Genomic DNA, 23,326 nt, shown 5'->3' on the forward strand with positions numbered 1-23,326 from the left:
TGATAAAAATAATGAAAATACATTCACTCTATAGCTTTATTGTATACTTTTTTCTTATATTTTCAAAGATTTTATTTCGCACTTTATCATAAGTTTTTATTGAAATATCAAATAAAAAGAACAATTGCTATGTAAAAATTTTATCATTTGACCCATTTTCATAAAAATACAAAACAAAAGATATTTTAATGTACGTTATCTATTTTTTAGTTAGAATAATTATAAATTTTATCAACCTATCAAATTTATCCCCATTTTTCAACTTTATGAAAATTTAAGATAACATTTATTTGTTTTTGAACAGAGATAAACATGTAGATATCAGTATTTAAATAGCAGCCAGGGCCATTCTGATGGGGCTTTTCTTATTAGGAGAGAATTTTTTCTACAATGTCTAGTTATTTCTCAAAAATTTGCTATAATGTGAGTGGAAGCAATCGTCCATTTTTGACGGGCGCATAATTATTTAGGCAAAATAGCCATTCTAACCGTAGCGAAAAAGTTAAGTTAGAGGAATGGCTATTTTTTGATTTATTTTCCATACTTACAAAAAACCAGAGAACAAGTCCCTGGTTTATTTTGATTGATGAAAATGTTGTAAATAGTCTTTCAGTCGCGACAAAAAGCTTTCCGCCATATCTGAAAGGACACGGTCTTTTTGATGAATCGCAATTAACTGACTTTTCGGCGCATTGGCTAGCGGAATCAGTAAAATCCCCTGGGAAGGCCCATCTTCAACCAAGCCAGAGCCAGAACCATAGGCATTTGTTCGTGTTAAGATACCGGTTAATGTCGCACGGTCAGAAGCATGAATGACCTGCACCACCTCTGGAAAATCCAATAAATCCTCTGAAAAATAAGTATAATGGTCACTTTCTTGTGAGAAACGAATTTGCGGATAAGGCATTAAATCATCTAAGGTAATCTCTGCTTTGGTCGCTAAAGGATGATTTTCACCTAAAAAGATATGCGTTTGAAACTCATGCAACACCTCATAAGTCAGTTCACTAGCCTTAAACATTCGCTCTAAAGCCACTTTATTGGAAGCATTCAGATATAAAATGCCTAATTCGCTACGATATTCTTCCACATCTTTAATCACGCTTAAGGTCGTATTTTCGTAAATACGGAAAGATTCACACTCTGGAAAATCCTGAATCATCTCGCTTAGAATAATAGATAAGAAATCATAGTGCTGACTGGCAATCGAAAAATGCTTGGTATGATCGCTTTTCGTGGCGTAACGATTTTCAAGCAACTCCACTTGCGATAAAATTTGTTGCGCATATTGGAAAAAATCGCTACCTTCTTTAGTCAGATAGGCCCCTTGACTCGTGCGTTCAAATAGCTGCACATTTAATTCTTGTTCTAATTCTTTAATCGCATGGGACAGACTCGGTTGCGAAACATAGAGTTTTTTGGCTGCTTCTCGAAAACTCCCATTATTCGCAATCGCCGTCACATAACGCATTTGTTGAATATTCATCCTAAAACCACCTTTTTACCTTCCTTTTTTCCCATTATACCTGTTTATCTGCTCGTTTGTGAACCACTTCTAGACTTTCATTTGATAGCCTTTATCTATCACGCTTCGTAACTCGCGTCTAAGCAAGCTACCCCATAATCTTTATTAATCCGTGTTCACCGAGTAGCTCCTGTGCATCTAAGCCGGCCTGTCTTGGAAAATCTTAAAAAATATGGATTTTCCTGACATTCCGGAAAACTTAGCTTTATCAGTATCAATCAACTAAATACTCGGAAAATTCACCCTCCTGCTTAAGAAAATCTCCTTTCATCCGATTTTCTTAGCAGAAGGTAATACATGAATTTTCTCGTATTTGCCCAAGCTACCTCACATCCTTTATTTCATCGTGACGAATTCTTCGGCGCCGGTTGGGTGGATGGCTACGGTGTTGTCAAAATCGGCTTTGGTTGCGCCCATTTTAATCGCCACCGCAAATCCTTGAAGCATTTCATCAACACCTACGCCAATGCCATGAAGTCCGATAATTTTTTCTTCTTTACCTAAGCAGACTAGTTTCATCACAGATTTTTCGCGGAAGTCGCTTAACGCATAATGCATCGGTGTGAAAGTAGAGCGATACACTTTGATATTTTTGGCACCATATTTTTCAATGGCTGCTTCTTCACTATCGCCAATTGTTGCAATAGCTGGATGCGTGAAAATCACAGTTGGTACTAAATTGTAATCTAAATGGGCATCGGTTTGACCATTGAATAAACGCTCAGACAATCGACGTCCAGCCGCAATTGCCACTGGGGTTAATTCTAGTTTGCCAATCACATCGCCCACCGCAAAAATATGATCCACACTTGTCTTTTGATATTTATCCACTGCAATAAAACCCCGGTCATCCAGCTTGACATCCGTATTTTCCAAACCAATCTTTTCCACATTTGGCACGCGTCCTCCGGCAAACAATACATAATCTGTCGCAATAACCGCACCATTTTCAAAAGTCACTTCATAACCGCTAGCTGTCTTTTCGATTTTGGCTGGTACATGATTGGCCTTAGTCGTAATGCCGCGCGCTTGATATAAATTCACTAAAGATTCGATTATTTGGGTGTCAAACTGGCGCAATGGTCGTGCTTTGCGATACGCCCAAGTCACCTGTGAACCTAAACCATGCATCACACCTGCTAATTCTGCCGCAATATAACCAGCCCCTAAAATCAAAACATGCTTAGGTAACTCCGTCAAAGCAAAGAAATCATCGGAGTTTTTCGCATATTCGCCACCAGGAATTGCTAATGGCATCGGTCTAGCTCCGGTCGCAATCAAAATGTTTTTCCCATAAAATTGTTGGTTGTCCACAGAAATCACATGGTTATCCACAAATTGTGCATAACCGTGGATAACTTCAACTTTATTGCTATCAAGGCCTCTTTGGTACGCACCATGTAGAAATTCAATATAATTCTCACGGTTTTCCACAAGTTTTGCGAAATCAAACTTATCCACATGTGCATAAATGCCGTAGCCCGCCGCTTCTTTTTCCACAGCTTCAATCACATGACTCGCTTGCCACATCACTTTTTTAGGGACACAGCCGACATTCACACAGGTCCCCCCTAGATGACGACCTTCAATCAATAACACTTTGGCGCCACGCATCGCAGCTCGATTCGCAGAGGCAATTCCACCACTCCCGCCACCAATAACAATATAATCATAAGTTGGTATACTCATTTACATCACCTTAAAAAATTATTTTCAACACTTTTTGGTTGAATATTTGCTTTGAGTATAACATAACCACAAAAAATCCCCAAAATATCTGCCATTGGCGAAACAACATTTACAAATTGCATATATTTTTTGCTATTATTTTGTAAATACTATTTGAATTCCACTGTAAACGCTTATCAATTCACACACCTTTTGATACGATAAAGATAAGAAAACAACAAAGGAAGAGGTACTATGTCAAAAATTATTTTTCTCGATGTTGATGGGACTTTAGTCGATTATGATAACACGTTGCCTGAATCTGCCAAACTGGCTATTCAAAAGGCACGGGCAAATGGGCATCTAGTTTACGCATGCACTGGGCGAAGTAAAGCGGAAATGCCCGATTATATTTTAAATATCGGACTGGATGGGATGATTGGGGGCAACGGGGCCTATGTCGAACATGACGGCAAGGTGATTATGCATCAAATGTTGTCTGCCAAAGATGTCCGTGAAATTGTCGATTGGTTGCATGAGCGGCAATTAGAATTTTACATCGAGAGCAATAACGGGCTTTTTGCGAGTGAAAACTTTCGTGAAGTGGCGCGTCCAGTCATGAAAAAATACGCACTGAAAAAAGGAAAAAAGCTAGAAGAAGTAAAAGATCAAGAAGTAGAAGACGTGCTACATGGCGTCGTTTTCGGTGGGGAGCTGTATCGGGATGATGTGAATAAAATCAGCTTTGTCCTCAACTCTTATGAAGACCATGAAGCAAGCAAACAAGCCTTTGCGCATCTAAAAGCTGGCACATGGGGTGGTGTTGGCGAAACAGCCTTGTTTGGTGATTTAGGTGTGAAAGACATTACCAAAGCGCATGCCATTGATATTTTACTTGACCATCTGCACGCTTCAAAGATAGATACGATTGCCTTTGGAGATGCGAAGGTCGATATTCCGATGCTTGAATATTGCCAAGTCGGTGTCGCAATGGGCAATGGTGGCGAAGAAATCAAAGCTATGGCCGATTTTATTACCGATGCAGTAGAAGACGATGGACTTGCCCATGCTTTTGAAAAATTAGGTTTAATCTAACAAAAAAAATGCTCAGCCTTGAAAATGAGGTTGAGCATTTTTTGCCTTAATATTGTGCTTGAATTGTGACTTGATTTTGCTTTAAGCCTGTTTTTTTGAAAAAGTCCTGAATAAAAAGTTGCGAATGTGTATAAGAACTTTCTGCATCTGTTAAGGTCAGTACGTAAAACTTATCATAGGGATTCATCCAGACCCCAAAATTCTTCAAAGCCACGATGTCGATATTGGGTGCATCTGCGGTTAATTCGATTTTGTATTGGCGAATATTATGCATATTGTTGAAATTCATTGCCTGCCTCGATTCTATGGTTTATTTGTTTATATGATAATACTTTCACAAAAAGAAAGCTATTTTCTGAAGTATCAATCAAATAAATCATCATGTTTACCCGTTCTAGTTAACACCAAAGTTATACTTTCTTTCTCTATTTTATAAATCAAAAGCCAATCATCTTCAATATGTAGCTCTCTATATCCTTGCCAATTTCCTTTTAGCGAATGGTCCTTATAGACTGTCTTTAACTTATAAGTATCCTTTGAAATAATGCATTCGACAGCAACTTTAACTTTAGTAATATCATAGTGCTTCTTTTTGTATCTTTTCAAGTCTCTTTTAAATGCAGGAGTTTGCCTAATCTTCATTGATACTCTGCCACCATTCTTCTACACTATCAAACGCTTCTGTATTTCCGCTTTCTACGTCTAACCGTGCTTTGATGTTTTCTAAATCTTTTAGTGTATAGATATATTCAATAATTAAGTCAAGTTCTTCAGCATTGAGACCATTAATCATCCTAGTTAATTCATCCACTTTTGCAGACATTTTCATCGCTCCATTCTTTTAATAAAAAAGCTGATTTCAATTATAATATATCATTCATTGTGATAAAAGTGAATGAATTAGTATGAAACTACAAATGAAAACAGAGATTATTCTTTATTTAGTTTATTCACAAAGAGTTAAAAATGTGTAGCAAGAATATTTCACCTTACTACACATTTTTGAGTTATTTCACGGTTTTCATTAATTTGATGGATTGTTTGAAAGCCGCCAACACACCGCGGTCATTGTAAACAAGAACATTGGCTTTATACATTTTCGCTGATAAGACCATCACCACGGTACTAATCACAATATTTAGCGCTAAACTGATGAAAGCGCCTGGATAGCTGACCACTTCATTGACAATTCTAAGTGGCATCGCAAAACTAGACCAATACGGAATATAAGAAGTAATGGTTAAAATCGGACTTTGCGTGTTGGTAAAGCTAAAGACCAAGCCGCCAAAATAGCCAATCATCGCCAAATACATCACCGGCATAATGGCTTTGGAGGTTTCTTCTGCGCGATTGACAAGAGAGCCTGCCACCGCTGATAAGACCGCATATTGGACAATTCCCGTCAAGACAAACAGCGCCACTAAGACAATATTTAAAAATAAAGTCCAACTAAAATGCGCCCCAAAATCCACACTTGCTAAAAATGGCGCCAGTTGCTCATTATCCTTGAATTGATATAAACCAAACAAAAAGACGGGAATGTAGACAGCCATCTGTGTCAAACCAACCAAGATGACACCCATGATTTTTCCATAATAATGCGTGCTTGCCTTGGTACTCGATAATATAATTTCCATAATCCGACTACCTTTTTCCGTCGCAATTTCTTGGGCGATAATATTGGCATAATTCGCAATAAACAAGAATAAAATAATCGTACAAGCAAATCCGATAATCATCTGAACAGCTGCGCCATCTTCTTGTTTTTTCGTTAATTGGCCTTGATCATTGACGGTCACTTTATTTACCGTAAGTGGCACTTGTTGTTCAAGTTGAGCTAATTGTTGGGCACTTAATCCTAACTTTTGGGCAGAGACTTGGCGTTGGATTTGACTTAACATCATGCGCAATTTTAGCTGCGTACTGGTTTCCACACTATCTTTGGCCAATAATTTTGCTTCGAGGACCTCTTTTGAAGTATCTAAAACCAAGAAGGCATCAATTTTATCTTCTGCCAGTTGCTTTTCACCGGACTTTTCAGATTTCATCGCAATAAACTCGAATTCCTTTGATTGGCTCAAGGCGTTGGCAAGCACCATCTGTTGGTCATACACGCCAATTTTGTCAATGCTAGACGCGTCACTCATAAATTTCCCCATGCCATAATACAAAGCACCAATCACAAGTGGCGCCAAAACCATAATCAAAAAAGCGGCCGAACGTACTTGTTTTTTATAAACATTTAATGCAATAATCCAAAACTTACTCATTTTCCGCACCTGCTTTCATCTTGAAAATCTCTTCTAAGGTTGGTGGCTGCTGAATAAACATCGGAATATAACCGTCTTTAGTCACCATTTGGAAGATTTCTTTTCCCACCTTGGGATCTGATAAATGCAAAATAGTGCGATTAGCTTGATGGGTATCGACTTTGGCCACACCTGGTAAAGTCTCAAAATGATACTCGGTATAATCGCCTTCTAAATATAAACGACTACGACCAAAGGATTCTCTGATTTCATTGACTTTGCCATTTAGGACAGTTTGCCCATTTTTCAGCATAATTAACTGGTCGCAAATTTGCTCGACATTGTCCATATTATGACTTGAAAAAATGACACAAGCATTGGATTGGCGCAATTCGATAATCGCATTTTTCATAATTTGAGCATTTACCGGATCCAAGCCGCTAAATGGTTCATCTAAAATCACTAACTTCGGCTGATGAATTAAGGTCGCAATCAGCTGAATTTTTTGCTGGTTCCCTTTTGAGAGCGTCTGAACTTTATCGGTTTTCTTGCCTTTTACTTGGAATTTTTCGAGCCAGTCGTCAATTTGTGGGGCGATTTCTTTCCTTGATTTGCCCCGTAACTCTGCAAAAAATAATAATTGCTCTTCTATCGTTAACTTCGGATACAATCCACGCTCTTCAGGCAAATAGCCGATGAAATTATAGTCTGCTTCCCCGATTGGATGACCGTTGAATAACACTTCACCTTCATCTGCTTGTAAAAAATCTAAAATCAAGCGGAAAGTCGTGGTTTTCCCTGCACCATTTTGGCCAATTAATCCTAAAATCGAGCCCGGTTCAATGGTAAAGGATAGCTGATCCAACGCTTTGTAATCCCCAAAAGTCTTGGATAAATTTCGTACACTTAACACAGCAAACACCTCTTTAATGAATCATCTTTCAATTTAATTTTTGTTTACGTAACTTCAAATAATAAACTTGGAATATAATATTAAACGTCCCAAATAACGCGGTAACTATCAGTATTGCAAAAAATCCTGTATCGAAAAGTAATTGACCGATAAACGCAAGAAACATCGCAATAATAAAAACGATTTGCATTTTACTAAACGTTGAATAGGCGCTTTGGTAAGTGAGTTCTTTTTCGGCTTCATCACTATAGGATAACCACTGCTCTAAATAATTCATCGAAGTCGGATCAGCCTTACTTTTTTCAGGATAAACCTTAATGGATAAACGATACAACTGGATAACAACATAGTCGGTATAGAAAAAATTGAAAATATATAAAACCGCAATGATAAGATAGATATCTATCTCAATAATTGTATTTAATAAGCACGCACCCAAGATGAAGAAACAGATACTCACAACCACCAAAATCTGACCACGAGCAAACTGTATTTCAAATTTATCTTCTAAAAAATCTAATACCTCTTCCTCTGCTTGGACAATCCTTTGTACAGTCCGCTTCGTTTTTCCATAGTAAATCCCCAACACGATATTCGCAACGATACATCCAAACAAAAAGAGATAAACAGAAACTTGGTGTAAAAATAGTTTGAGCTGATTTAAATCGATATGCCAAAAGCTACGATTCAATCCTCCGATAATTGACCCCCCCAGACCAACTACAGCGCCTAATAAAGCAAATTTCATCGTTTTGCCTACCCATTTCTTCAACACCTTATCCTTTTTCATCTTCGTCATCCTCCTCTAATTGAAAAATGTCTTCTACTTTGACTTGGCAGATCTTAGCAATTTTTAGGGCAAGGGCCACAGAGGGTGAATAGTCACCACGCTCAATGAGACTAATGGTTTGCCTGGATACCCCCGCTAATTTACCAAGCTCGGTTTGATTCAATCCTAAAGAAGAACGATACTCTTTTAAATGGTTAATCAACCCCATCTTTTCCCACCTCGATATTCTTTTTTGAATCATTTTTAACAAATATCCTTGTCATCTACACTCTAACATTGACAACTATTCTTGTCAATTATTTTTGACAAGTTTTTTTGTCATTTTTGGCAAAGGCGCTAGTAAAGGAAGGAAGGTTCGTATTTTTTTCAACCTTTCTCAAAGCAAAAAAACCAGCCTAGCAACTTCACTAGACTGGTGAGATTATTTATTTTGCATAGTCCACAGCACGAGTTTCGCGGATAACCGTAACTTTGATATGACCTGGATAATCCAACTCATCTTCAATTTTCTTACGGATGTCACGAACTAGGCGAACTGCGTCTAAATCTGATATTTCTTCTGGTTTAACCATTACGCGGACTTCACGACCTGCTTGTACAGCAAAACTAGATTCCACTCCTTCAAAACTATTAGAGATGTTTTCTAGATTTTCCAAACGGCGAATGTAGTTTTCTAATGATTCACTACGAGCACCTGGACGGGCAGCAGATAAAGCATCGGCTGCAGCTACTAAAACAGAGATGATAGAAGTTGCTTCGGTATCACCGTGGTGAGAAGCAATGGCATTGACCACCACTTTATTTTCTCGATATTTTGCTGCTAATTCGGCACCAATTTCCACGTGTGAGCCTTCAATTTCATGATCGAGCGCTTTACCGATATCATGTAAAAGACCGGCACGTTTGGCTAATTGGATATCTTCTCCTAGTTCAGCAGCTAAGACGCCTGCTAATTTAGCGACTTCAACTGAGTGATTTAACACATTTTGACCATAACTTGTTCTAAAATGTAGACGACCTAAAATCTTGATTAAATCAGGATGTAGGGTATGTGCACCCACTTCAAAGGCAGCTTGTTCTCCATATTCACGAACTCGTTCATCCATTTCTTTGCGTGATTTTTCGACCATTTCTTCAATACGCGCTGGATGAATACGGCCATCTTGAATGAGTTTTTCAAGTGTCATGCGGGCAATTTCGCGACGAATCGGATCAAATCCGGATAACACCACTGCTTCAGGTGTATCATCAATAATTAAATCAATCCCGGTTAATGTTTCAAGGGTACGAATATTTCGTCCTTCACGACCAATGATGCGACCTTTCATCTCATCATTTGGCAGATTGACCACAGAGACTGTCAATTCTGAAACTTGGTCAGCAGCACAACGTTGGATAGCCAATGAAAGTAAGTTTTTCGCCTTACGATCCGCTTCTTCTTTGGCGCGCTGTTCAGATTCTTTCACCATCATTGTTAACTCATGGCTTAATTCTTCTTCTGTTTGTTTCATGATGACTTGTGCGGCATCTTCTTTAGTTAATTCAGCAATGCGCTGTAATTCTGTTTGTTGTTGTTCAATTAACTTTTCAACTTCTTTTTCTCGCTCATCGATAACGTGTTGTTTTGCTGCAAGTTTTGTTTCCTTGCCTTCTAAAGTGTGCTCACGTTTTTCTAATGAGTCATCTTTGCGATCTAAAAGCTTTTCTCTTTGAAGCAAACGATTTTCTTGTGATTTTAATTCTTGTCTGCTTTCTTTGATTTCGCTTTCAATCTGACTGCGATATTTTTGATTTTCTTCTTTGGCTTCTAATAGAGCTTCTTTTTTCAGAGTTTCAGCTTCTTTATTCGCCGCGTTGATAATCCCAACAGCCGAATTTTGCGCATCAGCAATTTCTTTGGTGTGACGAGTATTCGCAACAAAAATTCCAATCCCTAAACCGACAACCAACCCCACGATGATAGCGAGGAGAATGTAAAGTACCATTGAATCACCTCCATACTATCGTTTTTTAATGTAGTTTTAAATCTTGTTCAGAATAAATGAATCTACTTAGGTGCATAATAATATACACAGTTTTATTCTAATGTTTCCAACTTGGTGTGTCAACTTAAAAATCGCTATTCTATAAACTGGTGCTTTGTTACACAAAAAGACCTCAGATGCCCAAAAAACTTAGGCGATTGAGGTCTTTAACAGTCCATTATTCTAAATCTAATGTTTCTTGTTCGGTTTCTTCTGTCGCTTCAATGGTCGTACCATCACCAATACCATAGGCATCACGAACTTTGACTAAAAGCTCACTGACCATCTCTGGGTGATCTTTCATATAGTTTTTGACATTTTCGCGACCTTGTCCAATTCGCTCACCATTGTACGAATACCAAGCACCACTCTTATCAACTAAATCAACATCGACCGCCATATCTAGTAATTCCCCTTCTTGAGAAATTCCTTCGCCATACATGATGTCAATTTCAGCGACTTTAAATGGTGGCGCCACTTTATTTTTCACGACTTTAATCTTGGTACGGTTACCGACAATATCGCTACCTTGTTTTAATTGTTCAGAACGACGCACTTCTAAACGAACGGTCGCATAGAACTTCAAGGCACGTCCACCAGGTGTGGTTTCTGGATTACCAAACATCACACCGACTTTTTCACGGATTTGGTTGATAAAAATCGCAATAGTCTTAGTCTTATTAATCGTACCAGATAATTTACGTAGGGCTTGAGACATTAAACGGGCTTGTAACCCAACGTGTGTATCCCCCATTTCGCCATCGATTTCGGCACGTGGCACTAAAGCGGCAACTGAGTCAATGACAATAATATCGACCGCGCCACTAGAAACAAGGGCATCAGCAATCTCTAGACCTTGTTCACCGGTATCTGGCTGTGATAAAAGTAATTCGTCAATATTCACGCCTAGCTTTTTGGCATAGGCTGGATCTAAAGCGTGTTCGGCATCGATAAAGGCTGCAGTTCCGCCTTGTTTTTGAACTTCGGCAATCGCATGTAAAGCAACCGTCGTCTTACCAGAACTTTCTGGGCCGTATACTTCAATAATCCGCCCTCTTGGATAACCCCCTACTCCTAAAGCGACATCTAATGCTAGCGAGCCACTTGGTACGGTGGAGATTTGTTGGTCAGCTTTTTCACCAAGCTTCATGATAGAGCCTTTACCAAAGTTTTTTTCTATTTTTTTCAATGCAGCATCTAAGGCTGTTTTACGATCATCGGCCATAATTCTTCCCCTTTCATGAATCCTTCTACTCGATTCAAACTCATTTTTATCATAAACGTTTCTAGGTAAAAATGCAAGCAAAAACGAACAGGTATTCGATTTTGTTTCAAGCTATCTTTAGGCTTGTTATTCAGCTAAAAGCGCGCGATAAACGAGATTTAACCCAAACATGACAGCGGCTTGGCGAATTTCATTACGTCCATGGGGGAACTGTTTGCAATAAGTCTGTACCCCATTTGGTGTCGCCAAAGCCATCCAGACCGTTCCGACTGCTTGGCCTTCTAATTGATCAGGTCCTGCCACGCCACTAAAAGCAATGGCATAATCTGTTTGCGCTTTTTGCTGCATATTTTTAGCCATTAAGGTGACACAAGCTTCACTCACCGTCCCGACTTCTCGTAAATAATCGGCATCAATATCTAATAAGGCCGCCTTCATCTCAAGGGAATAAGTAACCACACCACCTTTAAAGACCTGTGACACCCCCGGATATTGTCCTAAAGTGGAAGCAAAAAGGCCGGCTGTCAAACTCTCAGCCACACTGATTGTCCGATTTTTCTCTTTTAATTGCGCAATCATCGCCTCCGCTAACGAAAAATCATCGCCATAACCATAAAAGTAAGCACCGGCCAAAGCTTGAATTTTCTCCTCTAATTCATCCAGCAACACATCGGCTTCATCTTGGGTAGGGGCATTGGCTGTCAGGCGCAACGTTACTTCATTGGTTTTGGCATAAGGAGCAATCGTTGGGTTAGTCTGATGGTCAATGAAATCAGCTAAAAGCGTGACTAACTGCGATTCGCCAATCCCATAAAAACGCAACACCCGAGAATAGAGTTTCGTATCTTGTGGGTTAATTTCACGCAAAAGTGGCACAACATTTTGACGAAACATCGCCTTTAACTCGCGCGGTGGCCCAGGCAATAATAAATAGTGGGTATGATCGCTATCTTCATAATAAATACCGACCGCTAGACCATTTGGATTGGCAATACCCCGACCATCCTTAAAAGTGAGGGCTTGTAATAAATTATTTTCGGTCATTTCGCGCTTGGTCTTGGCAAAATAATCCATCAAACGTGCATGCCCTGTTGGATCATAGACTAATTCTTGATTGACAAATTTGGCTACGGTTTGCTTGGTTAAATCATCTTGCGTAGGCCCCAACCCACCACAAAGCACGATTAAATCACTCCGACTTTTGGCACGTTCAAGACAGGCCGTCAATCGCTTTTCATTATCTCCGACTGCGACATGATAATAAACATTAATCCCCAAATTGGCTAATTGCTCTGAAAGATAGGCGGCATTAGAATTCACGATTTGCCCCATCAAAATCTCTGTTCCGACTGCAATGATTTCTGCATTCATGCATTTTCACCTCTACTTATTAAATACGAAAAAAAGGCCAGAAAACTTCTGAACCTTTTTTTAATTACATTGAACCTTTAAATACATCCTTGTTTTTGATAAAGTAATCTGCTCCTGAATAAATGGTAAACACTAGACATGCATATAATAAGATTAAGTCTACCGGAATATTCAAAGCCGCAAAAGGAATATTATTCAATAACAAGAAAATAATCGCAAACATCTGCGTTGCGGTCTTAATCTTACCTGGCCACGCTGCTGCCATGACCTCACCGTGTTCTACTAGCAAGAGACGTAAACCAGTCACCGCTAATTCTCGGCACACGATAATCGCCACGACCCAAGCTGGTGCCTTGCCTAACTCGACTAATAAAATGAAGGCTGTCATCACCAACATCTTATCGGCTAGTGGATCGGCAAATTTTCCGAAGTTGGTCACTAAGCCACGCGCTCTGGCAATCTGACCGTCCAGCCAGTCTGTAAAGCTCGCCACCGCAAAAATAATGGCTGCTAATAAATGCGTGATTAATAATGTTTGTCCCATGACTTCGATACTGCCTAAATGAATAGGCGCAGCTAACATAATGATGAATAACGGAATCATAAAAATACGTAAAACCGTTAACTTATTAGGTAAATTCAACACTTACACCGTCTTTCTAAATCCTTATTGGCATCACTTTAATTGATAATTACATTTCCAAATTATACATGAAATGCATGAATTTTTCCATTTTATTTACAAAAATACGTTTAGTGTGCTTGTGTCGTTGTTTGATTGGCTTGAGTGCCTTGATTTTGATAGCTGATGATAAAGTCTAGATTCTTTTTCGTTGCCTTATAAGCAGGGTTCTTGAAATCTAGCTTTTGACTGTTGACTTGAACCTCGACATTGTCACTTGCCCCTAACACAATCGTACCTTGTGTCACTTGATCAGGTAGTGTGTAGGTTTGTTCGACACCGGCTTGCAAAGTGTATTGATATAAATAGCTACCATTGACCATCACCCCTACCCAACAAGGACCATTGACGCCTTTAAATTGGAAGGTAATCGGTGCTTTGGCTTGATTGATAGCCACTTGCGCTTGGGCTGCCGAAAGTTGGGTCACAGACATTTCTAGCTTATTCTTCTCTTCTTTCGTTGTGCTAGTCGTGCTGCTTTCTTTAGTACTTTCACTTGTGCTACTACTTGAAGAAGTGTGACTAGTAGAAGATTTGCTGCTTGCTTGCTTTTCCACACTGCTTGGTGCTTCAATCATCGACGTACTCTTATAATCTTGTAAAGTCGTATAACCTACAATAATCAAGATAACCAAAGCGATACTACCTAATACAATAATCGGAATATAGTCTTTTTGTTTGCCACGACGGCTCATTTGGGTGTGCACCTGTGTTCGGGTACTTTGAACTTCTGCCACTTGTTCACGCTTTGGCAATTCTGGCAACAATTGATCCTCATCGCCATCAAAAGCCGCCACTAATTTCTCACCATTAATCCCTACCGCTTGAGCATATTGACGGATAAAGGTCCGCACATAATAATCTCCTGGCAAGCGGTCAAAGGCACCTTGCTCCAAAGCCTCCAAATAGCGCTTTTGAATCTTGGTCATTTGTTGCAATTCATCTAATGATATCTTTTTATTTAAACGGGCTTCTCTCAATGTTGCACCAATGATTGTTTCCTTACCCACTTACTATCTACCCCAGTCTGTTAAAAATTCTTAGCTCTATTAGAATATCACAAATCACAACATTTTCCTGTAATTTTCCATCAAAAATTTAAACTATTTTCAAAAAATTAAACATTTCGCTTACTGTGTGCCATCGATGTACCAAAAAAGTGACCTCTTTGCAATGAAAGACGCCACTTATATAGCTTATTCTGGAATTAAATCAAAGCGACTAAAACCGGCTTCACAGATAAATTGATCCGCTGCTTGATAAACATCCTCTAATGTAATGCCTTTAATGATGTCTGGCATATCAAACAAGGTCAACTCGCCAAATAAATCTTGGGTAAATTGGTTGGCAATATGCTCTAAAGAATTCAATGATTGGAAATACTTGCCGAGCGTTTTCTTCTTCAATAACGCTAGATTTTCCTCATTCACAGTTGGATCACTGCGATAATTCAAGACGATTTGCTTCACTTCTTGTTCAAAATCGTCTAACTTATCGGTATCCGAAGAAAAGAGCGCACAGTGAAACTCGCGATCTAAGTTAAACTCAAAACCGAATGTATCATCAATAATCCCCTCATTATACAGGCGCAAGAAATTCTCAGAAGTATTGCCCAAAAGCATTTGGAGTAATAGATGGAGCGCACTTCTAAAAATCATTCTTTCTTTAGGATCTTGCGGCAAGTTTTGTGGCAAGCCTTTGATTCCTAACACCGACTTACTGCGATTCACCGGCATTTTTAGCTGGCTGTAAGAGACGACTTCTTCATAGGTTTGCTCAGGAAAGACGCGGACAATCTCTTGAATCGGCGCAAAAGTTTTCGCTTCTTGATTGGCTTTAATCCAAGCGAATGTTTCCTCCACATCAATATTGCCGACCACAAACAAAGTCATATTGCTTGGATGGTAGAAGGTTTGGTAGCACAAATACAAATCATCCGCCGTAATTTGGGCAATACTTTCTTCTGTACCTAAAATATCAATTCCCATTGGATGATTGGCATAAAGGTTGCGCAACATACCATAAAACTGTTGACAATAGACATCATCATCGTACATCTGGATTTCTTGACCAATGATGCCTTTTTCCTTTTCAACCGTCTCAGGGGTAAAATAAGGATCTTGGACAAAATCAAGTAAAGTGTCTAAGTTTTCCTTGATATGATTGGTCGCCGCAAATATATAACTCGTTCTCGTAAAACTCGTAAAGGCATTGGCTGCAGCACCTAGTTGCCCAAATTTTTGGAACACATCACCCTCTTCTTTTTCAAACATCTTATGCTCTAAAAAGTGAGCAATCCCATCTGGTACCTGATGCAATTCTTGACCTTTAAAGCCAAAATGATTATCAATCGAACCATAATTTGTGCTAAATAATCCATACGTCTTATGAAATCCCTCTTTTGGCAAAAGATAAACTTTCAAACCGTTGTCTAAACGTTCATAGTATAAAGTTTCATTAATTTGTTCGTAGCGTTTTTTATGCATGCTTTTCACTTCCTTCTAAGAAAAAGACCGCTTGGAGACGCAGTTTTTTCGCGATTTGTTGTACCTCTTCTTTGGTGACTTGCATGACTTTTTCGATATATTCTTCTGGTGTTTTACGTGTATTTGGCAACCAAGCGTGCATATACTCCATTTCGCTTAACGCCTGGGCATTATCCAGTGAAAGCAAGAGATGGTTTTGAATCATCGCCTTGGTTTGTAGTAAAGCTTGCTGAGAAAAATCTCCTTGGGCTAAAGCGGTTAATTGCTCACTGATTAAATGCATGACTTTTTCCCGATTTTGGCCATCAATTCCGGTCTGCACGGTCACAAGTCCTCTAAAAGAATCGATACTACTTGACGCATAGTAAGCGAGACTCTCTTTTTCACGCACATTCATAAACAATTTCGAATGTGGGAAGCCGCCAAACAAACCATTAAACACCGTTAAGGCATAAACCTCTTCATCTGTGTAGTAAATATCGGTATGATACGCCAAATTCAATTTAGACTGAGTAACATTTTCACGCAAGACTTGTTCAGAAACGACTGGACGGAAATCTTGGTGGTAAAAAATGTCTGGTTGGACGCGTTTGGTTTGACTGAAAGGCCACTTGCTAAATAATTGCGCCATCTCTTCTTGAGTGACATCGCCAACTACGATAATGTCCACTTGATCTTCTGCCATCATTTTTTGATAAGCTTTCATCAAATCGGCATTGCTTGTTTCACGCAAATCTTGGGCCAAACCAAAGCTAGGTACACCTTGATCACTGGAAGTATCAAAATACAACTCTTGTAATTTCAACCCAGCTAAGGCCTGTTTATCCTCTTGCACACTTTCGATATATTCGATTAAATTCGCTTTTTCTAACTCAAAGGTCGCCTCATCAAACAGCCCATCTTTGGTTAATGGCGAAAAAAGCACCTCTTCTAAAAAGTCCACGCCATCTGATAGTAAGCGCTCATCTGAAAGATACTTCCCATTAACTAGACTCATTGCTACATTTAATTGATGTAGATTGCCTTTTTTCGTCACATTCATGCCAAAACTAGCCCCATACATTTGCGCTAACTGGGCACTTAAATCCGTTTGGCGCGGATATTTGGCACTGCTCGTTTCTAACACACTAGTAAGCAAAGTACGCTGACTAGCTAGACGTCTTTCATGCGTGGTCGTAAAACGAATAAAAATACGTACAGTCTTGAATTTTTGTGTCGGAATCACACTTAAAGTAACTCCCTCTTGCAACTCAAGCATAGAACCCCTCCTAAATCGGTTTCTTTTAAATAAAACTATTGCAAAATGATATTTGGATTAATTATAACACATTTTTTATAAAAGCTCGCCTTTTGTGCCTTAAATCTGAAAAAATCTTGTATTTACAAGCCTTATTGATTGCAAATTTCACAAGCATTCTTATATAATATTTTTGTAAAAAATTATTGAAAGAGGTTTGAAAATGAAAGGTATGTTAAAAGAGTTTAAAGAGTTTATGATGAAAGGCGACGTTTTAGACATGGCTGTTGGTATCGTCATTGGGGGTGCCTTCACTGCTATCGTGAAAAACGTGGTTGATGGTTTAATCACACCTTTAGTAGGTTTAGTCGTATCTTTAATCACTGGTACAAAGGATTTTGAAGGTGCCTTATCAGTGCTTGACTGGACTCCTGTTAAGGGTGTAACTTTCCAATTTAGTTTAGTAATTAGTGCAATTATTACATTTATTATTACTGGTTTTGTGTTATTTACTATTGTGAAAGCTGCCAACAAAGCGAAAAGTGCTCGCAAGAAAGAGAAAGAAGAAGTGGTTGCCGATCCAGCACCAACTGCCGAAGATTACCTTGCTGAAATTCGCGATTTATTAAAAGAACAAGCAAAATAATCCAGATAAAAAAACCTAGCCCAATCATTACGGCTAGGTATTTTTTATTACTTTTTACCGTTTGAAGGCAAAATAAAGACATGTCTTACACTTTTTCTGAAGCTAAACGCATATCAATATGTTCAATGCCATCTTCTAAATAAGCATTTGAAATCGCCTCAAAACCAAAACCTTCATAAAATTTCCGCGCATGAGTCTGGGCGCTGATATAGACATCCTCGCCTTTATACTGATACGAACTGTAATCAATCGCCGCACGCATCAATTGCCACCCCACACGCTGATGACGCACTTTTGGATGCACCACGACACGTCCGATTCTAAGTTTCTCGTCTTGATGATAAATCCTAGCATAACCCACCATCTCATCATCTATTCGTAAACAAATATGATAAGCTGACAAATCGTGTTCATCAATATCTTGGTACGGACAGTTTTGCTCGACAATAAAGACTAGATTACGCAAACGATACAGCTCGAATAATTCCATCGTAGTTAAATCACTAAATTTCTTAGCTGTAATATCCATGCGATCCCCCCTCGCCTCTATTATACGGTCTATTGAAACAAATTGCAGTAAAAAAGACTAACCCTATGTAGAATCAGTCTTTCGTGTTACTTGTTACTAAATGGCTGGTAGATACTCTATTTCTACCGTCTTCGTCAAAATATCAGAGTAGCTATAAGACACGCGTTCAAAAGCATTTTCCTCAGGATCTAAATCCACGACAAAAACTGCTGGATAAGTCTGTGTCAAAATCCCTTTACGCTTGCTTTGACGCTTACGACCTATTTGAACGACCACTTGAATCTGGCTACCAATATGTGCTTGAAGATCTTTTTTAATGCTGGCTACCGTTGCTGTCATCGCATTCACCTCGAGCTCCATTGTAACACAAATAGATAAAATAATCAATATTACCACGTTCAAAATCAAATTTCAACTAAGAATGTTAGAAAATGAAAGAGATTTAATGAAGAAAATGATGAATGCGGTTTAACGAATTCCTTGTTGGCAGCTTACGTTAAAAAGGTAGATATTTCATCCACTCACGCAAGAAATTCCCCCGCTGTAGATGAAAGGTCTGTTCCTTTAGCTTTTCGATTACTTTTAGATTGTAGTAAGTCTTAGGAATCTCTAAAAAGGTCTCATAACTATGGCATTTTTGATATACCTTCTCAGAATCCAAATCACGCTTGAGGATGGCTTGCCCGAGATACGCAAAATAGCCGTATTTGATCAGTTTTTTTCGATTAAATTGAGTATCTAATTGACATTTGTTATTTGACAACTGGATACCATTTTGTGATAAATGATCAATGACTTTTGGATTCACCCAGATACTGTAATCTTTATGCGACACTACCGGAATAAGCACTAAATCTCTGGTTATGACTGGAACGGAACAAAAACGTATTTTAAACATCTGGCTAAAAATTTCTTGCTGTTCTTTTCTAGTTAAGTAATAGTCTGCCATAATCAATTGTGTAAAAAATAAATCTATACCTATACGAAGATAACTGACATACTTTTCAGATAGCAACACTGTATAAGATACGCCTTGAATGGATAGCCCAATTACTGCCAGCATTTCCCCATCATCCTCTGGAAACGCACAGCCATTAATATAGAATCCGTTTACAACATTTTCAATGGACACACTTCTTTCAAGCCTATCCATTACCTTTGCCAAAGATAGCTGCTTTTCAACTTTCAATCGTTCATCTTTCATTTTTACCCCTAATATTCATTTGCTAAACTGCCAATCATTATAACGAAAATAGCCGGAGTATTCAATACTTGTGAAACAAACAACTTTTTATTCCATAACAATACAATTCATTAGTAAACGTTGAAAATACCTTGCTAAACTTTTATTATTCTTTTCTAAGGCGCGTAATTCTGTAAATTCTTCAGCAAAACAGTTCCATGCTGTACTTAAATTTTCATAGCTGGCTTGAAATGGTGCTAAATTTTGCATTGATACATATCTTTGAAATAAGCAAATGCGCCATAACAACTGACAACATCGCTCTTTTTGAATAATTCTCAGCGGATAGGTGTCTTCTAAATGGCTTAGTCTCTTTTCCAATTGCTTTTTATTTTGGACGTCAAGTACTAACTGCTCTAAGCCAATGATTTGTTTCAGTAAAAAGACTTTTCCTCTTGGTGATAATTGAAAATTCAAATGATAAGCCTCACTTTGTTCATATATCCGTGTCTCACCAAGTAAAATAGGATTGCTTTCAGGTTTGGAAATTAGAGATATCCATACTCTAAGCCATTCTAACTGGTACCTATCACCTTCTACTTTCACAGAACCTTGATGCTTTAAAGAAATATGAAATGGATGCAACCATGTTTTGAGGTGACCCCCAAAAGTTAGACTTTTTTACGAGACGACTCCGGTCGTCTCGTTTTCATTATGCAGCTAAAAGAATCGCCGCTCAATAATTGAAAGAGTAGTTGAAACGCCAAATTATCAGATAACAAGATCTGAAAAATACACCAAGGATATAAGTCATCATTTCCCTTATAACTGATTCCTTGATCATCTATATCAATCGTGTATGCAATAAGTGTGGCATCACAGCATAAAAAGAATTGTTGAATAGCCTTTTTTCTTATTCCTGTTTCCTTACTGATTTCTTTATAACTTAAATATTGTTTTTGGGGTAAGTGTTGTAAGCTTTCGTATAATTTCAGCCTTTGCTTATTCAAAAAAAATTGAAACATATTTTCCTTATAGCTAAATGATAGCATTCCTTTCAGATATGTTTCCCCTATCTATATAAAAACTAACATTAAAAAAAATTGATAAATCAGAAATATTGAATTATTTTTTATAACAGGTGCCAAAATATCCCGGATACTGTGATATTTTTATTCAAAACGAATCTCTATTTTCTATTTTCAAACCATCTTTTTTTCATTTATGTTTAAATATCCCCTTTTAAATATAAAATAATTTTATTACTAACCTATATATCATAGCGATTTCTTCTTTATAATATTCTTACTATATTTTCTAAAGAGTTTATACATATTTTTTATACAAAATATTCATTTTCTTGATTCACAACAATAATTCAACAAGATTTTAAAGCTGTATTCTCCAACATCAAGATGATTAAATAAATGACTTTTATGACACAATTGATAAATAACATTATCTTTACCTTTACTTAGATAAAACAACCACACCCACAACCTGCTGCTTTTATGTTACAATGAACTTATCTAACATCCGAGGTTATATGTATGAATACAAAAGAAAAAGTTTTATCTTACTTAAAAGCACATGAAGAAATTATCTCTGGTGAAAACTTGGCACAAAAGATTGGCGTGTCTAGAACTGCGATTTGGAAGGCGATCCGTGAATTGGAAAAGCAAGGTTACAATATCGAGCACCAAAAGATGGGCTATCGTTTATTAGCTAGCGATGTCATCGAAACAGCCGCACTGAGTAATCCTTATTTACCCAAAAGTGCAATCTACTATAGTGAAAGTGTAGATTCAACCATGCATCAAGCCAAACAAGCCGCGATAAGTAAGCAAACTGATTTCGCCCTTTTTGTCGCTGAGGAGCAAACACAAGGACACGGCCGCTTTGGACGATCATTCTTTTCACCTAAAGGCCAAATCTATATGAGTCTTTTGCTTTCACCTAACCAACACTTTCAAGAATTGCCACAATATACCGTGCTCTCTGCGGTGGCGGTCAGTCAGGCAATCGAGCAATTAACCGGTCTGCCTACGCAAATCAAGTGGGTAAATGACATCTATATTGAGGGCAAAAAAGTCTGCGGCATCCTAACTGAAGCGATGAGCGATTTTGAAACCCAACGTATTAGTCATGTCATTATCGGTATCGGGCTAAACTTTTGCATTGATCCGAGTCAGATTCCAGTAGAGTTACAGCCTAAGATTTGTGCGTTATATGAAAAAGACCCCGATATTACACGTAATGAGCTGATTCAGTTAATCTGGCAGAATTTCTTTGATTTAATCGCTGCCCTACCTCATCAAGATTATCTCCAAATCTATCGCGAGAAGTCTTATGTCCTAGGTAAAATCGTCCACTTTAGTCAAAATGGGCAAAATTATAGTGGAAAAGCCTGTGCCATTACCGAACAGGGCGAATTAGTCGTCGATTGTAACGGACAGGAAAGGGTACTATCCTCTGGGGAAATTAGCCTCAGCCAAATCGAAAATTAACTTACCAAAAAGCCGCTCACCCAACCATTGGATGAACGGCTTTTTTTTGACTAGAAGAATCGCTTATCATTAAACTTTAGAAGTACGGTGTAAAGACGCACGGAAAATACTTGGCGCCGTCGAATACATGATTAATAGAGCGATTGCGGCCACTGCAGCAGAGGCTAATCCACTTGCCCCATTCATCACTAAAGAGAATAACCATGGCTTCATTCCCCATAAAGCATAGGCACCCCAGAATACCCATCCAGCAACAAAATGCCAGAAGAAGCGCGCACCTGCACCAGCTAAAGTTCCCTTAATAATCGCTAATTTGGCCGTCGCATCTTTATGATCGTGCATCGCTTGCATCAATGGTTCATGATAAAGTCCTGCAAAGCCCGCAAAGGTAAAGGCAATTGGGTATTCAATCAAAGCTTGAACCGGCGTTAAGATATAGGCTGTTCCTGTGACAAAGTACAACATCCCCCATAATAAACCGGCAAATAAGGCTGGTTTGGTGCCCCGTCGTAACGCAAACAAAGTCAAAGGAATTTGCCCCAAACTAATCGTAAAACTACTGCCGATATTCAGCGGTACAAAGTGTAGGACCATCGCCAAAGCCGCCATAATCGTCCCTTCTAACAATATTTCCGTCTTTTTATTCATACAAAAAACTCCTCCTTTAGAATCATCACAATTCACAAAGGAGAAGTTGTCGCTCTTCTCATACTTCACAATTCCTACGCTCGCATAACCGATACAGGTACGAAGGGTTTAGAGTTTCCTCAATCTCAGCCAAATTGGCTCCCCTTTGTGAGTGGATTCTATTTAATTTTTGTTACACCTCTATCATAACACAAAAAATCTAAAGCACAAGTAAAGTGCTTATATTTTTTGTGAAATTTGAAAAATATAAGGCCACTCAGTAACTATAAGGACTGATACTCTTTCACAAAAACTTTTGACTGACAATCCTCACAAATTATTTTTGCCTTTTGATAGGCTAATGCTTTGATGGGCATGTCTTGGGGCACGGTTATCTTAGGTGGAAATTGCCATTTGGTCTAACACACCTCATAAGCTTGGATTTGCTTTTTACAAATATCACAATGAAAAGTCTTCGTTTGTTCTTGATACATACTACCCACTCCTCGTAAGCCATTATTTTGACTATAGTTTAGTACTACAAGATGGTTCGTACAAGATATTTTGCG

The 23,326-nt window shown here is 38.4% G+C and carries 24 protein-coding genes and 1 riboswitch; of the genes, 3 read left to right on the top strand and 21 right to left on the bottom strand.

Going from position 1 to position 23,326, the window contains the following annotated elements:
- Positions 1–574 precede the first annotated feature (574 nt).
- Together I567_RS00980 and gor are read right to left on the bottom strand one after the other, a co-directional pair.
- Positions 575–1,486: a LysR family transcriptional regulator gene (locus I567_RS00980; RefSeq protein ID WP_016250387.1), complete on the bottom strand. Its 912-nt coding sequence runs from the start codon at positions 1,484–1,486 to the stop codon at positions 575–577.
- A 375-nt stretch (positions 1,487–1,861) separates the two neighbouring features.
- Entirely contained in the window at positions 1,862–3,208 is a 1,347-nt protein-coding gene (gene gor / locus I567_RS00985; protein WP_026209941.1) for a glutathione-disulfide reductase, read from the bottom strand.
- A gap of 240 nt (positions 3,209–3,448) precedes the next feature.
- Between gor and I567_RS00990 the strand changes: the two genes are divergently transcribed.
- Complete coding sequence (locus I567_RS00990; RefSeq protein WP_016250389.1) at positions 3,449–4,288, top strand: Cof-type HAD-IIB family hydrolase; 840 nt, start codon at positions 3,449–3,451, stop codon at positions 4,286–4,288.
- Between the two features lie 46 nt (positions 4,289–4,334).
- On the opposite strand, the gene I567_RS00995 is transcribed toward I567_RS00990, so the two are convergent.
- From I567_RS00995 to yfmF, 14 genes are all read right to left on the bottom strand, one after another.
- Positions 4,335–4,577, bottom strand: coding sequence for a hypothetical protein (locus tag I567_RS00995; RefSeq protein WP_016250390.1), 243 nt, complete (start codon positions 4,575–4,577; stop codon positions 4,335–4,337).
- Positions 4,578–4,651: 74 nt separating this feature from the next.
- Positions 4,652–4,930 carry a type II toxin-antitoxin system YafQ family toxin gene (locus I567_RS01000; RefSeq protein ID WP_016250391.1) on the bottom strand — a complete coding sequence of 93 codons (279 nt, stop codon included), beginning with the start codon at positions 4,928–4,930 and terminating at the stop codon, positions 4,652–4,654.
- Positions 4,920–5,111, bottom strand: coding sequence for a hypothetical protein (locus tag I567_RS01005; RefSeq protein ID WP_016250392.1), 192 nt, complete (start codon positions 5,109–5,111; stop codon positions 4,920–4,922). Before I567_RS01005 ends, I567_RS01000 begins: the two co-directional genes overlap by 11 nt.
- 184 nt (positions 5,112–5,295) lie before the next feature.
- A complete protein-coding gene (locus tag I567_RS01010; protein WP_016250393.1) occupies positions 5,296–6,558 on the bottom strand; it encodes an ABC transporter permease in 1,263 nt (420 codons plus the stop codon).
- The gene (locus I567_RS01015; RefSeq protein ID WP_016250394.1) at positions 6,551–7,450 is read right to left on the bottom strand and encodes an ABC transporter ATP-binding protein; all 900 of its coding nucleotides are present in this window, start codon (positions 7,448–7,450) and stop codon (positions 6,551–6,553) included. Before I567_RS01015 ends, I567_RS01010 begins: the two co-directional genes overlap by 8 nt.
- A gap of 28 nt (positions 7,451–7,478) precedes the next feature.
- Complete coding sequence (locus tag I567_RS01020) at positions 7,479–8,240, bottom strand: DUF3169 family protein (RefSeq protein ID WP_016250395.1); 762 nt, start codon at positions 8,238–8,240, stop codon at positions 7,479–7,481.
- Positions 8,227–8,448 carry a helix-turn-helix transcriptional regulator gene (locus I567_RS01025; RefSeq protein ID WP_016250396.1) on the bottom strand — a complete coding sequence of 74 codons (222 nt, stop codon included), beginning with the start codon at positions 8,446–8,448 and terminating at the stop codon, positions 8,227–8,229. The genes I567_RS01020 and I567_RS01025 overlap by 14 nt, the downstream gene beginning before the upstream one ends.
- A gap of 217 nt (positions 8,449–8,665) precedes the next feature.
- Entirely contained in the window at positions 8,666–10,225 is a 1,560-nt protein-coding gene (gene rny / locus I567_RS01030) for a ribonuclease Y (protein ID WP_016250397.1), read from the bottom strand.
- Between the two features lie 217 nt (positions 10,226–10,442).
- Positions 10,443–11,489: a recombinase RecA gene (recA, locus tag I567_RS01035; RefSeq protein ID WP_016250398.1), complete on the bottom strand. Its 1,047-nt coding sequence runs from the start codon at positions 11,487–11,489 to the stop codon at positions 10,443–10,445.
- Between the two features lie 126 nt (positions 11,490–11,615).
- A complete protein-coding gene (locus I567_RS01040) occupies positions 11,616–12,860 on the bottom strand; it encodes a competence/damage-inducible protein A (protein ID WP_016250399.1) in 1,245 nt (414 codons plus the stop codon).
- A gap of 64 nt (positions 12,861–12,924) precedes the next feature.
- On the bottom strand, positions 12,925–13,503 hold the full coding sequence (gene pgsA, locus I567_RS01045; RefSeq protein WP_026209940.1) for a CDP-diacylglycerol--glycerol-3-phosphate 3-phosphatidyltransferase: 579 nt from the start codon (positions 13,501–13,503) through the stop codon (positions 12,925–12,927).
- A 110-nt stretch (positions 13,504–13,613) separates the two neighbouring features.
- Positions 13,614–14,552, bottom strand: coding sequence for a helix-turn-helix domain-containing protein (locus I567_RS01050; protein WP_016250401.1), 939 nt, complete (start codon positions 14,550–14,552; stop codon positions 13,614–13,616).
- A 186-nt stretch (positions 14,553–14,738) separates the two neighbouring features.
- A complete protein-coding gene (gene yfmH / locus I567_RS01055; protein WP_016250402.1) occupies positions 14,739–16,028 on the bottom strand; it encodes an EF-P 5-aminopentanol modification-associated protein YfmH in 1,290 nt (429 codons plus the stop codon).
- Entirely contained in the window at positions 16,021–17,286 is a 1,266-nt protein-coding gene (gene yfmF, locus I567_RS01060; RefSeq protein WP_016250403.1) for an EF-P 5-aminopentanol modification-associated protein YfmF, read from the bottom strand. The genes yfmH and yfmF overlap by 8 nt, the downstream gene beginning before the upstream one ends.
- Positions 17,287–17,497: 211 nt before the next feature.
- On the opposite strand from yfmF, the gene mscL reads away from it, so the two are divergent.
- Positions 17,498–17,911: a large conductance mechanosensitive channel protein MscL gene (gene mscL, locus I567_RS01065; RefSeq protein WP_171302455.1), complete on the top strand. Its 414-nt coding sequence runs from the start codon at positions 17,498–17,500 to the stop codon at positions 17,909–17,911.
- Positions 17,912–17,996: 85 nt separating this feature from the next.
- On the opposite strand, the gene I567_RS01070 is transcribed toward mscL, so the two are convergent.
- The 4 genes from I567_RS01070 to I567_RS01085 all read right to left on the bottom strand — a co-directional run bounded on the left by I567_RS01070 (position 17,997) and on the right by I567_RS01085 (position 20,100).
- Positions 17,997–18,440, bottom strand: a complete 444-nt coding sequence (locus I567_RS01070; RefSeq protein ID WP_016250405.1) for a GNAT family N-acetyltransferase — start codon at positions 18,438–18,440, stop codon at positions 17,997–17,999.
- Between the two features lie 96 nt (positions 18,441–18,536).
- On the bottom strand, positions 18,537–18,779 hold the full coding sequence (locus tag I567_RS01075; RefSeq protein WP_016250406.1) for a Veg family protein: 243 nt from the start codon (positions 18,777–18,779) through the stop codon (positions 18,537–18,539).
- 157 nt (positions 18,780–18,936) lie between these two features.
- Positions 18,937–19,644: a hypothetical protein gene (locus I567_RS01080; RefSeq protein ID WP_016250407.1), complete on the bottom strand. Its 708-nt coding sequence runs from the start codon at positions 19,642–19,644 to the stop codon at positions 18,937–18,939.
- A gap of 87 nt (positions 19,645–19,731) precedes the next feature.
- The gene (locus tag I567_RS01085) at positions 19,732–20,100 is read right to left on the bottom strand and encodes a hypothetical protein (protein ID WP_016250408.1); all 369 of its coding nucleotides are present in this window, start codon (positions 20,098–20,100) and stop codon (positions 19,732–19,734) included.
- A 1,073-nt stretch (positions 20,101–21,173) separates the two neighbouring features.
- On the opposite strand from I567_RS01085, the gene I567_RS01095 reads away from it, so the two are divergent.
- Positions 21,174–22,130 carry a biotin--[acetyl-CoA-carboxylase] ligase gene (locus tag I567_RS01095; protein WP_016250410.1) on the top strand — a complete coding sequence of 319 codons (957 nt, stop codon included), beginning with the start codon at positions 21,174–21,176 and terminating at the stop codon, positions 22,128–22,130.
- Positions 22,131–22,199: 69 nt separating this feature from the next.
- Here I567_RS01095 and thiT read toward each other — a convergent pair whose 3' ends face one another.
- Positions 22,200–22,778: an energy-coupled thiamine transporter ThiT gene (thiT, locus tag I567_RS01100; RefSeq protein WP_016250411.1), complete on the bottom strand. Its 579-nt coding sequence runs from the start codon at positions 22,776–22,778 to the stop codon at positions 22,200–22,202.
- 54 nt (positions 22,779–22,832) lie between these two features.
- Positions 22,833–22,933: riboswitch (TPP riboswitch) on the bottom strand.
- Positions 22,934–23,326: the final 393 nt, after the last annotated feature.

Source organism: Enterococcus cecorum DSM 20682 = ATCC 43198 (assembly GCF_000407565.1).
GTDB lineage: Bacteria > Bacillota > Bacilli > Lactobacillales > Enterococcaceae > Enterococcus_E > Enterococcus_E cecorum.